A 16,112-nucleotide genomic window follows, 5' to 3' on the forward strand; every position below is an offset into this window, starting at 1 on the left:
AATATACTTTCTAATGGCTTACGATACTTATATCCCCGGTAAATATTAAGATTTATTAAACAAGAAAGGCGAGCCACTCGCAAATGACTCGCCTTCCTATGATTCCTCAAGAATGGCTAGAAGCGGATCTTGTAGGATTGGTTGCCAATATAAATTATATAAGACCCTTGTGGAATACTCGTGATAGTCTCGCCTACAGGCAAAGATAAGTTCCTATACAAACGCCCTTCGAATGTAACGATACAAGCTGTGTCCATAACAGGAGTCTGGATATGCAATCGCCCATTCTCTCCCCATACTCGCAAGCCATTGGGATCTACCTCTGCGTTATCAGTAGGATTATCTTTCACGATGCCTGTTACGGTAACAACGATATTACTCGTTACTTTCTCAATCACATAACGGCCGCTTGATACCGGACCAAGTACTGAGCCATTCGCTTTCACTGTCAGTTGAGGCGCACTGTAGCCGTCCTTCAAAGTCAGTGTGAACGCAAAACTCTTGCCGGATTCTACATTCGTGGAAGACTCCGCAATCAAGGTAGCGCCCTCTACAACCGGCAATGTCACCATGTAGGTGGTCGGGGTTGGCTCCGGTTCTGGTTCCGGATCCGGAATCCTATTACCTGCCGCCGTAATCACCAAGGTAGCCGTGATCTTCTCCAATGCGAAAGCACCCGTGCCAGAATTGTATGTATAATCCGTAGACGCTAGCGTATTCTCTCCCATCTTCACAGTAATGGATGTCGGGAGCGTATAGCCGGAGGCTGCTTTCAGCGTAAGTTCCACTTTGGAATCCTTAGCCAAAGGCTCGAAAGAAGCCGGATCGGAAGTGAGGTTAACAAGATTCGGGATTACCTCAAAGAAGCCCTCTTGTACACCTTTCGCCTCAATAACGATCTCGCCATCCACATTCTCAATCTCGATTATTCCCGTCGTATTGTCATACGTATAGTACTCAGAACCTGCTGCCCTAAGCAAATTCTTTTGCTTCAACAAACGACCATTCATCATCACCTTTATGACATAAGGGAATTTGTATCCCGTAGCTGGTGCTAATTCACATTTGAATGGCTCTCCTTCTTTCACGGTCTGTTCGGAAGTTTTGATCTCTATGTTCTCGGTCTGTTCTTTCACTTGGAAGATCTCCGCACCAGAAGCTTTAATGGAAACCTCAGCGGTTACGTTCTTTATTTCTATCTCCCCGGTCTTCGGATCATAGGAATAGCCGGAACCGGTAGCCAGCACTTTATCACCCATCATCACCTCGATCGTGGAAGGAAGCCCGTACTGTGGGGTCACTACAGATAACTTACCGGTCAAGGTCTCACCATGTTTAATCTTCTTGCCTTGCGAGATATCAGAAGTCAAGTCTTTTAACGTAAGGGCTACCGCATAGCTCTTCTGTACGCCTTGCGCCGTGATCGCTAACTCGCCGGTTACTTTCTTCAAAGAGATTTTTCCCGTAGCGGCATCATAGGTATAATCAGTCACGTCTACCAAGGTCTTGCCATCCATCACGATCGTAACCTCAGTCGGAAGCGTATAGCCCTCATTCGCTGAAAGTTTACATACGAAGGTATCACCAAATGCCGCCTTGGCATTCGTTGGAATGTCGGAAGTGATATTAACTAATGAGGCCGTAACCGGATAGCTATTCTTCACGCCTTCCGCAGAAATAGAAAGCTTACCTGTAATCTTAGCCAAAGAGAAGGCGCCTGTAGAGGCTTTATAAGTATAGTCCGTTCCGGCTATCAAAGTCTTACCGCCCATTATTACCGTAACGGTAGCCGGAAGCGTATGGCCTTCGGCCGCCTTCAAGCTCAGCTCCACCTTACCGTTAACCAATACAGGATCGAAAGAGGCGGGTTGGGAAGTGACACCCACAAGGTTAAGTATCACCTCGTAGTGACGGTCATCGATGCCGGAAGCTTTCACGGTCAAGTCACCGGAAACTGCTTTGATCACGACTTTACCTGTTTTAGCGTCGTATGTGAACTCTTCCGCTGTCAGTGCGTCATTGCCCTTCAAGATACTGATTGCGTCCGGAAGCTTGTAGTTCGTAGCGGCTTTCAAGGTAAAAGTGAACGATTCGCCTTCCTTTACGGTTGTAGCCGAGGTAATAGCCGGCGTGGAGGTTAGGTTCTTCAGGTCTGCCGTGATCTTGTAAACAGATGGTTCAGACACTCCTTCAGCGGTAATGGCTACCTCACCTCTCACATTCAATATCTCTACTTTGCCTGTCTTGGCATCGTAGGTATATCCCTTTCCTGCCTCCAAAGTGGAACCGGACATCTTTATCGTAATGGATGCCGGAAGCATGTAACCGTTATTCGCCGATAAGGTAAACGAGAATGTCTCTCCTTCTTTCACGGTCGTAGCGTCTACGATGGCGGGCGAAGAAGACAGATTTGTCAAGGTTGTCTTAACGGGATATGTGGCGGCTTGGATCGGATCGGCTTTAGCAGTGATGACGATATCGCCGGTCACGCTATTGATATATACGATTCCGTATGCAGGATTATAACTATACTGTTCCGCATTTAACGTATTTCCACCCATCGTAATAGTAATAGAAGATGGAAGTTGATAACCAGTATTCGCTAGAAGTGTAAAAGACAGAGGTTTCTGGTCTATGACAGTTGTTACTTCATCTCGTACAGTCAAGTCTTGCAAATTCATTTGAACCTGATGGGTTGTTATCGGGGCCTCCGATATAATAAATTTAGAATAGCCGGAAGTAGAAGGGACTGATTTTCCGTCCACCTTCGCAGCATTAACAGATACGCTGGCAGCTTCGCTCTCGGGAATTACCCGGCTTGAGCTCAATACGAACCGATAGCTAGCTCCCTCCGTAAGATTACCAACAGTGAATGGCTCTTTTGTATAATGATAACTACCATTTGTTCCCAACTCAATTTCGTTCTTCTGCTCGCCATCTACATAATACAACTTAATTTGATCTATAGATTGCGCATTTAAAGACACATCTAATTTAAGCTCTTTTCCTTGGAGATAAGCATCTGCCTTATTAAAGGTAAGAATAAAAGGTATTTCCGTATTTACGGTTCCAATGATAGGACTTGGAGTAATCTTTCCTTCGATACGATTCAAGAATACCATTGATTTATCTTTCTCCTCATAGATCGGATTGTCTGGATCGGACTCAACACATACCTGCATATCATAAGCCAACTTACCGCTCTTCGCCGATAAGACCTTCATATAATTGACATAGGCTCCTTCCGTTATTTGTTCTGGACTTACAATTACTTCAAAAGAATCATCAGACCCAATCACGGCCTTTGTTCCTTGATTTGATCCAGAAATAGAGCTATCACCATAATAAACATCTAATTGTCCTTCCCATGTGGAATAATTCTTGAATATATAACGCAGGATAACATTTTCGGTCACATTGACCAGCCCATAGGAAATCCCTTTTGTATTCTGATAGTTGCTATCGCTGTTATCCAATCCAGATACGTTCATGAAACTATCATCAAACAGGTTCCAATAGACGTTCACATTAACAGGGCGCTTCTCAGGGTCACCCGGCTCATCCGTTCCTGATTCCACTACTCCTGTATTATCGATGTATAACGGAGCTATAGCTGTTCCAACCATAACTTTCCACGTAGTACCTCCATCAGTAGAATAGACCGGGAGTATGCGCTGTCCGGTCTCTAAGGCCTTCGACAACTTACAAGTTATATTAGTTCCATAAGAGCTTCGTCTAAAATGAGGATCGTAGGGTACTGATACTGATTCTTGAGAAGCAATTAGATTCCCCTCTATTATCCCATTTGCGTTTACTACGGCCATAGATGTTTGCGCATCAAAAGCAATATTTCCTGCATTATAGAGATTCAGATATACATTAAAATTAGAGTCGATAGGCAATTGATCCATAAAATCCACTCCAATAGATGAATATCTTAATGAGCGTACACTCTCGTCTCTAGCCTTAGGTGGACGGATACCCATTGTCATGTTGATATCTTTATAGGAGTATCCCTCTCCTCCCTCAGCATCCAAGGCGGTAAGCAAGAAATAACCATTACCTGCCCCACTCCAGCCCCAGTTGATGTGGAAAGCCTCATTCTCTTTAAAACCGTCGCAAATGAAGGCGTGTCCACCTCCACTCTTATTCGTTCCGTCATAAATAACAGGGCGTCCTTCCCTTAATTCTGTTCGCAATAGATCTTTCCACTCTTTCCAGCGATAGTCTTCTTTATATAGATAATTGACCTCTTTGCTGAATCCAAAAATATTAATCATCTTTTGTGCAGCTACTCCAGAAATTGCACCACTACCAGACGATCCGTAAGTCATCTCGACATTAGCTCCGATTTGCCACATTAGGCTCGCTACGGCATTAGCTTGTTCTTCTCCATAACCATTTTTATAATCTGATAATATATTATCCCAATTATAAGAACCATACAAAACAGGCTGTTTATTATCATCTTGCACATTTTTTCCATACATCGTTATCCGATTGGGATTGGTAATTTCATCTTTTGGATATCCATAATATTTCATGACAATGCCCCATGCTGTCGCAACGCAACCTGTTGGCGCATGTTCACTCCCAATCGTCCCATCACTATAACGTACGTCAAAAATCGGTGTCAACAGATTAAAAGGTTCATCTTGCCCCCAATTTGCTATGCCAGGAAGTAGCACATTTTCCCCCGAAGCTCTTAACCCATTATTCAAGTATCTGCTCCATTCAGCCTGTATATTTGGAGTTATATCCAGATTGATGCGTTCGGCCCATGTGACCTGATCTTGATAATAAGCCAACATCGCCCGTAGGTTCTCCGGTAAATTATCCGGGTCAAAACTCCCCTCATCTGACTGTCCCAGAACCGGATAAGCACGATCATCGCCGGAGACGATCACGAACCCCTTGTTTCCCGGTACGTTAAACACGAAATAGTCCGCAGCACCATCAACCGTCCCGCTTCGTAACGCAGAACTTGATTTTCCCGGTGCCGCCGCATAAACCAACGATAAGTCTCCAGCCGAGCGCAAGCCCGAACCCGCATTAGCCACGTTCTCCGCCACCTTGCGGGCCGTGGACACATCTATCCTTTCCGCCCAGACCATCGTGGCCGACAGGCAAAGGATCAGCATTAGTAAAAGTTGTTTTCTCATGAATTATAAATTTATAATGAATAAATGATTTAACATTCGTTAGTAAGGGGGATGGGAACAACGGTGTTCCCATGGGTGGGAAAGCCCCGGTTGATAGGCATGGGAAAGCCTCGGTTCCCATGGCTGGGAGCAACAGTGTTCCCTACCCTAGGTATAGAGGCTCTCCCATCCCGCTATGCGCCTAGATCTCGTCCGGGCTTTCACTGTCGCCTCCTCCTCCTACGCCAACGGTCAGGAGTATGGGAAATTTGTAGGTGCGTGGGTCTTTTACGAGAGAATAGCCCGCACCTGCCTGCGTAGTGACACTCAGCCAGTACTGCCCCTCGGCGAGTGGAGGGATCTGGATGATGATCTCGCTCTTGGTGTTACGTACGATAAGGGAGACCTTCACGGGCGTGGCGCCCTCCTCGTCCTTGGTGAAGTAGACGCCTACAGATGGATCATCCCCCTTGATAAGCAGCGTGCTGCCGAAGATGATGGCCGGGGCGTTCGGAGTGATATGGAGGTTCTTCTCCTTCGTGGTAGAATCCGTGAGGCTCTCGATCATCGGGCCCACAGTGGCTACGTCGGCGTTCACGTAGATGTTTTCTAGCGCCTTCAGGAGGGTGGCGCTGGGGGTGAACATTACGGTGATCTTATTCTCCGTAGAGCGGAAGTCTGATTTCTTTCCGTCGAACGAGCCGTTGATAGTGAGCAGCCATTGCCCGAACTTGTTCACCACGCAACGGCCTTGGGCGAGGGCCTCGATCATCTCGTCGTAGGAGAGGTCGAGGATGTTGGTGATCGTCTCCGGACGATACTCGGTACGTTTCTTCACGATGCGGTTCGAGATGTCTGAGGTCCGCGTGGTTCCGGTGATGCGGATCTTTCCGGTGTAATCACCGGCTTTCTCGGTTAACACGTTGTCGTACAGATCTACGGTCAAGATGGTCTTTTCTTCTGCCATGATGTTTTTTGTCTTTAATGCCCCGTGGTAGTGAGGCGTTACCTTTTAATAATGTTTATCACCCTTATTCGCGAAATAAGGGGAGGAGATATCGCACGTCCAACATAAACTAAAAAAAACACGTATAACCACTATTTTTAACCGCATATCCACGATATATGCGCAATAAGCATAAATTTGGATTAATTAGAGGATACGATATCTGTATCCCCTTCAATTCCTATTTCTTAATAAATAGATAAAAGTGATTGTTTATCAATAATATTTTTTACATTTGCCAAGCCTTCCGTTGAAAATAGCCTATTATAGGTAATTTTTATGCTGAATAGGCTATTCCCCTTATTTCGCGAATAAGGGTATCATCCAGCCGCCAAAAGCAAATCCACCTCTTCCGTCACCCTAGCGTTCGCACGATTCAATTCTGACTGTTCCAAAGAGGCCAGATAAAAACGTGTTGTTTTTTCCGAGGTATGCCCCAACGCTTGGCTAATGATCGATAAAGGGACTTGTTTCCGCAAGGCGTTCGTTGCCCATGTATGGCGGAAAACATACGAGGTCAGATGAATGGGACGAGATAGCGCACGACCGATCTTCTTCAACGAGTTATTATACGAACGCAGTATCGCCTTGTATTCCTCATGCCCTACCTCTCTACCCGGAGATAAAATAGGGAAAAGGTACGGGGAAGAAGCGTCCGCATACTTATTAATCAACCGCCGCATCCCCGCTGTTATCCCGACACGGATTAAGGTCCCCGTCTTCTTACGCCGATATACGATCTCCTCGCCATACAGGTTCGCCGTAGTCAAGCGAGCCATATCCGCAAAAGGCATGCCGCAAGATAAATAGGCGAACGTACAATAGTCGATCACGCACGCCAAATCCGGCTCCTCAGACTTCAAGGTCACGATCTCCCGGAGCGACTCGTTTCCCAACGCCCTAGATCCGGCTCTTTCCCGCTTCAAGTTCAAGTATGCGAAAGGCGATACGACGCAAGCCGGCAACAGACCATCCCGGCAAGCTTGGTTATAAATCGAGCGAAAGTTGCTGAGGTATGTATTCACGGTATTCACTCGCAAACCGGCGGATTGCAGATAAGCGACAAAACGGCTTATTAAGCCCGGGGTTATCTCCGGGAAAAAAAGGTTTCTCCTACCCAGAAAGGCGCAGATCCAATTACGGGTCGTCCTATATAAATCGGCAGTGTTATGTTTCCCCGCTAAACGTTTCTCCCGGATGCGTTCGGTGGCATAGGTATAAAATGTGATGCCCGCCTTGCCCAAGCGGTTATTCTTTCTCTTGCTCATATCTCCTTTTTTGATGATTAAACGTATTATTATCTACCATCAAAAATAGCATAAAAACAAAATCAAGCCAAGTCCATCTCGCAAACAGCAAGCTTCCAACCCTTAAAGACCAAGGTGACAAGACGAAGCTCCGTATCCCCCTTAGTAGCGTGAACCTTCGGGTCTGCGGCGTAACGGCGTAACTGGATGGCGGCCTCGGCTCTCAACGCCTCGATTTCCGTTTCGGAAGCGTCCCGACGGGCGTATTTCACCTCCACGATATAGCTAAAGCCTATCTCGGGCTGGTGGATCAAGTCGGGCATCATGTAGAAATCGGCGTACCCCTTGTTGGCCTCATACTCCGGATAAATTATATAGGTACGGGTCAAGCCTAGATAAGCCAGTAGGAAACCTTTCACGTGCGCCTCCCCCTCTATGAACTCGCGGATAGCGCTCTGCCGCTCCAGCTCGGAGGAAAAATACTCGAACACAGGCTTCCAGTCTCCGTCGTAAGCCATGTCCTTTACCAGATCATGAAGCTTGTATAACTCTATTGAGAAGACATCAGCTTCCCGGTAAGCCTCGATCAGATAGGTATATAATTGCTCACGTACCGTCAGGTTGGGAACGCCTAGAAGGGTATCTCCACGCTTGGTACCCTTGATGGAGAGCAACCCGAAATAGTAAAGCAGGCTCTTGAAGTTGTCCGGCTTGGCGATATCCTCGGCAGGAAAAGCATCCTTGATTACTGCGGTGGTCTCGCCGTTGTTCACGATCTCCTGGATGATCGAAGCGTTCGTGCCGAACCGCTTGTCGAGACGGATCAAATGGCGGAGCTTGTTGTAGTCCGTGCGGATGTTGTTGTCGATCATCTTATCCGGGGCCGATCTCAAGGGCAGGTAATTGCTGATGAAATACAGTACCATATCCGAGTTGTACATAGGCTCGTCCAGACTCTTCGTAGAGAAACGGTAGTTATCGTACCACGGCTTCATCAAGTTGATCAGATCGTCCACACTATCCTCAAAACCTGTCTCGCTCTTGTAATAGGCCAGCATCTCCCGTACCTCTCCCTCGCTAAAACCTATGATTCCATTAAAGCGGTAATCTGTCGTCATGTTGGCTCCGATATTGAAACCGCTGGTCACGTCGTCCATCGTCACTGGAGATACCCCAGTGATAAACATGCGCTTGATAGGCCCATCGCCCGTAGCCCCTTCTTTCAGTTTGTTGAAGAAATAACGGAAGAAGCCCGTACCGTGTGTCAATGCCTTGTAATGCTTCTCACCCATATTGGCGAGGATAGCGTTGGTGAAGTTATCATACTCGTCAATGAAGAGATAGATAGAGAGATTCAAGCGTTTAGCCTCACTGATCGTGTAGGTCAACTTCTCGTCAGCATTTGGCAGACTCTCCATTTTCTCCCGGAAGCCCGGATTGAAGAAACGTTCGTAGTAGTAGGCAAACTCCCGGAAACGAGCGGCACAGTGATCATTAAAAGAGCGGATCAACTCGTCAGGATCTGGGTTCACGCCTGCGAAATTGAAATCCAGTACAAGATATTGTCCCTGCTCCGGGGTCGGATGGGAGCCGATATATAAGTCGCCGAAGAGTTCCTCAAAAGAATCCTTACGGTTCACGTCATAATACCATCTGAGGACATTCAAGAATAGCGACTTCCCGAAACGGCGCGGGCGGATAAGGAAAAAGAAACTTGCGTTCCGCTCCACCTCCGCAATATAGCGAGTCTTATCAACATAATAATAATTGGCGGTACGGATTCGCTCGAAATCCGTCAGGCCATATGGAATTTGCTTCGTTGCCATAATATATCTCCTCCTGTTTATTTGTCACTTACGAATAAATCACTTGTTCGTAACTTACTTACGCAAAGATAACATCTACAAAATGATTTCACGAATCTTTGACCGTAGAATCATGCCGTCAAACCAAATCAATCGACAAACTCACCAGAAGGAGGATTCGCACCTTCTCCCACTCCCCACTTCTTATTAGGGCGGTCTCCCATAAACAATTCTAATGTTCCTCCCTTCATGACATCCTCATGAGTAAACCACGTCTTATTATACTCGGCGCCATTCAACTTAGCGGATTGAATGTATTTATTTTCCCACGAAACCCCATGAGCGATCATGGTAAACACTTTCCCGTTCGCCAACTGAATCTCCGATTTATCAAATAAAGGACTACCTATCGTATAAACAGGCACTCCCGGAGAAACCGGATAGAAACCTAAAGCGGAGAATACATAGAAAGCCGACATTCCACCACCATCCTCATCACCACAAACACCCATCAGATCATTCCTGAACCAACTTTCCATAAGCATACGAATCCGTTTTTGCGTCTTCCACGGTTGACCGGCGTAGTTATACAGATAAGGAATATGGAAACTAGGCTCATTTCCCATCACGAATTGCCCGACATTGCCCGTAGCGTCCGGATGAAGAGCGTAATATTGCCATTTTGACATTTTCATATCCTCAACAAATAACTGATCCAATCTCTCAATAAAAGGAGTGTTGCCTCCAAAAAGATCTATTAAATCCTGAATATGATGGCGTACATCCCAATTATAGGTCCAAGCATTATTCTCATCAAAATAAGCCCTAGCCCCGATACCTCCGGAAAAAATATAGTCGAACGGTTCTATAAACTTCCCATCTTTATCCTTCGGATGGAAGAAATGAGTCTCTTTGTTAAAGACATTCCGGTAATTATAAGAACGATCCTGAAAGAATCGATAATCCTCATCTTTTCCCAAATGTTTAGCTAATTGGGCGATACACCAATCGTCATAGGATGCGGCTGTAGTTACGGCTGCCGCTTGTCGCTGTTCAAATGGTCCTACCTCCGTAAACTCTTCTTTTTCTCCCGGATGCAAAGCGGGGAACCAGCCATTCTCATGATAAAAATCATCCAAGGCCGTTTTAGGTCCCCGGTACCAAGGGATCATGGACTCAGTCATCACCGTATGCTTCATACCCTCGAAAGCCTTTTCCACGTCAAACCGCAAGCCTTTATTCAAGGCATCCGCAAAGACACCTGCCGCATGGTTACCGTTCATGCAATGCGCATCCCCAAATACACAAGGGAAAGTAGGTATCCACCCGGATTGCTCATACATCCGGATATAAGACGCCAGTTTTTGTTCTTGAGCCTCCGGATTCAATAACACTTGCAACGGGTGAAGGGCCAGATAGGTATCCCATACCCAATCATCCACCCAAAAATCCACCCCATTATCTTCATGTACCTTTCCGTCATACGCACTAAAATATTTACCATCTTCAGAAATATTGATCATTCTTTCGTGCGCCCGATACAAGGCGGTATAAAATGTGGTCTTTTGATCCTCCGTGCCTCCTTCAATCTTTATTTTGCCTAACACGTCGTTCCATTTATCACGAGCTTGCGAGGCCAATTTCTCCAGATTGAAATCATTGATTTCATTATATAAATTCCGCTTGGCCTGCTCTACTCCAATATAAGAAATTCCATAACGAACATTTACCACATCCTTCGATTCCGGAAATTCAGCAAATACCAAAGAATGAGAGAGGCTATCAACTTGAATGGGCTGGGCATCAAACTCCAAATAAAAATAATGTTTTATCCCGGCGAAATTATCATATCCACACAAAGCTCCATCCTTTATATCGATCTCTCCTTTTCCATTGGCTTTCAACAAAATCAACCGTCGATCCGAATCCTCAAACCGAAAACGATAGATCGCCGATTTAGCAGCAGGCACAAAATCCACCCCTACGGAGAAATCATCCAAATACACCGAATAATTATAAGGCGTAGATTTCTCATGATCATATCGATATTTTAAATTCCCATCGAAATCCTTAACGTCCCCCCTATAAGGCAACAGCAACAATGAATGGCCTTGCCTATGGGAAGGACTATTTAGGGCCAGTCCCTCCATACGATCCGTCGTAAACTCATTATGAGTCGGAATCATTCGCAACATGCTGTTAGGCAGGTGGGTAGTGGGATAGGTAGGCACAAGTAAATGACTGATATTCCCAATCCGGTTATTCACATAATCTACTGGTGTTTTTTCTATTTTACTTATGCAACTACATAATAATAGAAACAAGGTTGTCTGAAATAATAGTTTCTTCATGAGATTGTAATTAATAATAACGATTCTCTAGCATCTGTCTCCCTACAAAGATGAAAATTAAAATTGATGAAGCAAAACTATCGTAAACTATTCAAAGCAAAACTCTCTAGAGAATTACATGCCGTGTTCCCGTATTATAACTAGAAAAGAGGCTACCTTCCTTTTGAAGTGAACCTCTTTTCTATCTAGAATAAAGTTTATCAAAAGGATACGGGTTGAATATGCATAGCGGCACCACCATCTGAAGCGAGCGGTACTGTTATTTTATCCTTTGCGGTAACAGTTAAAGTATCTTTGATAAGATGATTAGGATTGGTATCCGTGTCTCGCGCATCTTTATAAAGAGTTACTTTATAATCTCCTTTACCGAGGAAATCCAAGGCTATTTCCACATTACGGGCTTGACTATTGTTGATCGCCCCAACGTACCAATCGTCTCCATGCCTACGTGCGATCGCTACATACTCATTGACAGAGGCATCCGGTACGACCGTTTTGTCCCAAGTAGTCGGTACGGTTTGTAAGAACTCGAATCCCGGCTGGCCTTCGTAAGCTTCCGGAGTATCGCAGATCATTCCCAAATAACTCTCCAATACGACATACATCGCTAGCATATGGCAGCGAGTGCTAGTGACATAAGGGTTGCTTTGTTGTATCTTAAACTTGTCTTTCGGAAGAGCCCGAAACCCACCTAAATGATAATCGGCAGTTCCAGCCAATAAACGGGTAAAAGGCATAGATATATCATGATCCGCGGTCGTGACCATACATCCTTTGAAATTCTCATAATTGAGCGTCCCTTCCCGGGTAAATTCATTCGGATAAGTCCGATGTAATCCAGATGGCTTACTGGAACCATGGAACTGCACGAACAAATGATGTTTAGCCGCCTTTGCCATAAGGCGAAGTATCCTTTAATTGTTTGTTCTTTGGCTGCCCCAAATTCCGAAGGTTAATTATCAAAAATATATGGACAGGCAATATGGTGATGAGATCATTTTGAGATTTCCTGTTAATCTAGAAGTAAAAAAAACAATAAGTACTTCAACGACCTTACACTATAATATATTAATAATCAAAAGAATAAAACATCAATCATATTTTCGGGAAAACATGTACGTGTTTTTTCAAAAACATGTACGAGAATTCAGGAAAACACGTACGTGTTTTGAGAAACAAATAATGAGATCGTAAACGCCTTTGGAAAAATATACAATAACCCAATGGCAAGCCGAACATGGAAAAATTTCCTACCTTCGCGTAAAAACGGTATATTCCATGAACAAATACGTTAGCACGATTCTCTCAATCTTACTTGTATTCGCACTACCTGTCATAGCCAAAGACAAGAAAGGAGAATTAAAGAAATTATTGAGAGAAGCTATAGCCAACAAAAAAGCCCAAGTAGGAATCGCAGTTATTATCAATGGCGAGGATACGATTACACTGAATAATAAGGTACGTTATCCGTGATACATTATCTGGAACAAAACAAATTACCACTCACAACTTCTTTATATATTTCCCAAACAGAAGAAGATATGCACCGTGACCTGCGATTATGCTATCAGAATTGGACTTCTCCGCTGGATGCTGCCAAGCTGCTAGACCTATTTGTATCCCGCCCTCTCTTTACCGAACCTCATCAAACGTTCATCAAACAGACTATGATCGAATGTGAGACCGGAAAAGATCGGCTGGCTCAACCGCTAGAGGCAACCGATGCCATTATCGGGCATAAAACAGGAACGGGCGACCTGAATGCCCGATGGCAACTGATCGGTACGAACGACATAGGTTTCGTTTTCCTACCGGATGAAGAAAGATATACGATTGCGGTATTCGCTAAAGACTCGGAAGAGAGCCCGGAAGCAACTGCGGCAATCATTGCGGATATATCCCGGATCGTATATCAGTATATCCAAAGAGACTAGCGTGCAAGGGATTGCCATTTCATATACGTGCCGATCCGCTGTAACCACTCCTTCGAGACATAGCGCAAGCCGGACAACCCATGCTGGCTAAATGCGATCTGTATGACCGTAAATCCAAGGTAGACCAATACACTCGGGAATAACTCCAAAACGAAAACACTAAGCCTTATCACGAAAAGAATTAATTCACGGTAAGATAAGCAATTATAGTCCCAATGGCCAAAATAGCGCCGATCGCGGTCTCATAAGGAATCAGCCTCAACCGCTCACGAATGCTTATATCCGCTACCCCACCAGTAGCGTGGAAGAACGATCCATGCGGCAAATGATCAAGCACGGTAGCACCGGAATTAATCATAGCGGCTCCCCAGACACCACTGATACCGGCGGCGATAATAATATCCGCGAATGACGAAGAGGCAACTGTCGCTCCGGCTGTAGTAGAGGCTGTAGCGGCAGACATCAATACGCCGGAAACCGGAGCCAATAAAAGCTCTCCCATATTCGTATGCGATAACGCATCTAATAAAACATCCTTGATAGAGGAAGCCTTGATCACTCCCGCTATAGTGCCTGTCCCGACCAACAGGATCGAGACATTCGACATCTTCTTGAGTCCATACGAGAGGCTGTCCGTAATCAATGACCATTTCCTCATCGCCAGAATCCCAACGATTCCTCCAACGGGCAAGGCTATCATCGGATCGATCGCCACATGGAATAAAGGGCGAAACGACAGCAGTAGGATCGTCACTACCGGAGCGACCATGCTAGAGGCGAAGGAGGGGAGATCCGCTTGCAGGTTATCTATCTCCTCGTTCGCATAAAATCCATTTTGCCGGGGTAAGAAACGGCCTATGACATATACCGTAAACAACAAGCCAACCAACGCCGGGATCAAGTTCGCATACATGACAGAGTACAAATCCGCATGAAAATTCTCAGCGGCGATAATCGTATTCGGATTCGGAGAAATGATATTGCCACATTTTCCTCCACCGATCATCATCAACAAAAGGCTACCCCGGGGAACCGCCAGTTTCCGGCCGATGCTCAACGCAATCGGAGCCACCGTAATAACAGCAACATCAATAAACACTCCAATAGCCGTCAGCAACATCGTAGCGAAAGCGAGCGCAAAAAACACATGCCGTTCTCCCAATCTATAAATGATCGTATTGGAGATAGAAGCCGCCGCACCTGTTTTCACCAATATCCCCGACAATACTCCCGCCGTCAAGATCCGAATGACGGCCGGAGTTACGTCATTTACTCCACTGATCATTAAAGAGATCGTTTCCGGCAACGACACACCCCCTAATAATCCTCCTACTAATGCCCCTAAAATAAGGCTATAGACTGGCGATACCTTTCTTATAATCAAGAAAATCGACACTAATAATCCGATAAAAGCTCCCCATGCACTCATTATACCCATGTGTTAGTGATTCATATAGTAATGGATTACACGCAATTGTTGTTCCAAGGCACGCCCAATATTCCGGCAGGTGAAATCCTTATCCATCGCCTGCTCCAAGGAAACCGGATAAGGAAGAAGTGGCAAGACCGCCAGAAACCCAGATTTATTAAGCGCCTCTACCTCCTCTACGGAACCACCCATTACGATAACCGGGATACCCTGTCTCATGCCTGCCTGCAATACTCCGCATGGGGTCTTTCCCATGCAAGTCTGTTTATCCAGTTTACCTTCTCCCGTAATAATCAGATCCGCCCCCCGTATACATTCATCAAAACGCAAGGCATCCAGAACCATCTGGATACCGGGTTTAAGTTCAGCCTTTAGGAAAGCGACAAACCCTCCACCTAAACCACCTGCGGCTCCCGCACCCGGAATGTCGTCTATCTCTATTCGTCCCGTTCTTTTTATGACTTCCGCAAAATTTCGCAAGCCCTCATCCAGCAAACGGACCATAGCGTCGTCCGCTCCCTTTTGGCGGGCAAAGACATACGCCGCCCCTTTCTCACCATAAAAAGGGTTATTCACATCGCAGGCTATGGTAAATGAAGTTTCCCGCAATTGCGATAATGCCCTTGAGCAATCTATCTCATAAATCTGATTAAGGATCTGCCCACCCAATCCCAGCTCATTCCCTTTTCTATCAAGAAAACGAAAACCCAAGGCCTGCAACATACCGGTTCCTCCGTCATTCGTTGCGCTTCCCCCTATTCCTATCAAGAAATCCCGGCAACCACGATCCATAGCGTCTTTTATCAACTCACCGGTTCCATACGTCGTTGTTCTCAAGGGATTACGTTCCGACACAGGCACTAACGTAAGACCACTCGCCGTCGCCATCTCGATAACCGCCGTACGATTATCTCCCAGTATCCCATAAGTGGCCTCGACCGATCTCATCAACGGATCATGTACGACACAAGATACGGCTTCTCCACCCATCGCCGTAATTAAAGTCTCCACGGTACCTTCTCCCCCATCCCCAACCGGGATTTTCACGACCTCGCAATCCGGAAAGACCTTATGGATCGCCAACTCGGCACATTCAGCCACTTCAATCGAAGATACTGAGCCTTTAAATGAATCGGAAGCAACAACGATTTTTTTCATTAACCAACTTTTTTATAACATGAAAAATAAGATGCCCAAAT

The 16,112-nt window shown here is 45.6% G+C and carries 8 protein-coding genes and 2 pseudogenes; 1 reads left to right on the forward strand and 9 read right to left on the reverse strand.

Annotation, left to right across the window (positions count from 1 at the left end; all coding sequences use genetic code 11):
- Positions 1 to 116: 116 nt before the first annotated feature.
- The 6 genes and pseudogenes from DWY79_RS13330 to DWY79_RS13355 all read right to left on the reverse strand — a co-directional run.
- The gene (locus DWY79_RS13330) at positions 117 to 5,162 is read right to left on the reverse strand and encodes a C10 family peptidase (RefSeq protein ID WP_122369490.1); all 5,046 of its coding nucleotides are present in this window, start codon (positions 5,160 to 5,162) and stop codon (positions 117 to 119) included.
- Between the two features lie 181 nt (positions 5,163 to 5,343).
- Entirely contained in the window at positions 5,344 to 6,108 is a 765-nt protein-coding gene (locus DWY79_RS13335; protein WP_121960703.1) for a DNA-binding domain-containing protein, read from the reverse strand.
- Positions 6,109 to 6,467: 359 nt separating this feature from the next.
- Positions 6,468 to 7,415: a site-specific integrase gene (locus DWY79_RS13340; RefSeq protein ID WP_009275201.1), complete on the reverse strand. Its 948-nt coding sequence runs from the start codon at positions 7,413 to 7,415 to the stop codon at positions 6,468 to 6,470.
- A gap of 62 nt (positions 7,416 to 7,477) precedes the next feature.
- The gene (locus tag DWY79_RS13345) at positions 7,478 to 9,220 is read right to left on the reverse strand and encodes an ATP-binding protein (protein ID WP_005863511.1); all 1,743 of its coding nucleotides are present in this window, start codon (positions 9,218 to 9,220) and stop codon (positions 7,478 to 7,480) included.
- A 128-nt stretch (positions 9,221 to 9,348) separates the two neighbouring features.
- Positions 9,349 to 11,550, reverse strand: a complete 2,202-nt coding sequence (locus tag DWY79_RS13350) for a GH92 family glycosyl hydrolase (RefSeq protein WP_008779022.1) — start codon at positions 11,548 to 11,550, stop codon at positions 9,349 to 9,351.
- A gap of 200 nt (positions 11,551 to 11,750) precedes the next feature.
- A pseudogene (locus DWY79_RS13355) lies at positions 11,751 to 12,449 on the reverse strand (glycoside hydrolase family 97 catalytic domain-containing protein); the annotation flags it as partial.
- A gap of 379 nt (positions 12,450 to 12,828) precedes the next feature.
- Between DWY79_RS13355 and DWY79_RS13370 the strand changes: the two are divergent.
- Positions 12,829 to 13,484: pseudogene (locus DWY79_RS13370) on the forward strand (serine hydrolase).
- On the opposite strand, the gene DWY79_RS23050 reads toward DWY79_RS13370, so the two are convergent.
- Genes DWY79_RS23050 through DWY79_RS13380 form a run of 3 tightly spaced genes read right to left on the reverse strand, consistent with a single transcriptional unit; the run spans position 13,481 to position 16,071 of the window.
- Complete coding sequence (locus tag DWY79_RS23050; RefSeq protein ID WP_154399652.1) at positions 13,481 to 13,657, reverse strand: hypothetical protein; 177 nt, start codon at positions 13,655 to 13,657, stop codon at positions 13,481 to 13,483. The pseudogene DWY79_RS13370 and the gene DWY79_RS23050 overlap by 4 nt on opposite strands.
- 8 nt (positions 13,658 to 13,665) lie before the next feature.
- Positions 13,666 to 14,913: a GntP family permease gene (locus tag DWY79_RS13375; protein WP_121773306.1), complete on the reverse strand. Its 1,248-nt coding sequence runs from the start codon at positions 14,911 to 14,913 to the stop codon at positions 13,666 to 13,668.
- Between the two features lie 12 nt (positions 14,914 to 14,925).
- Entirely contained in the window at positions 14,926 to 16,071 is a 1,146-nt protein-coding gene (locus tag DWY79_RS13380; RefSeq protein ID WP_005863522.1) for a glycerate kinase, read from the reverse strand.
- Positions 16,072 to 16,112 lie beyond the last annotated feature (41 nt).

This window comes from Parabacteroides sp. AF27-14 (assembly GCF_003635425.1).
Lineage (GTDB): Bacteria > Bacteroidota > Bacteroidia > Bacteroidales > Tannerellaceae > Parabacteroides > Parabacteroides distasonis.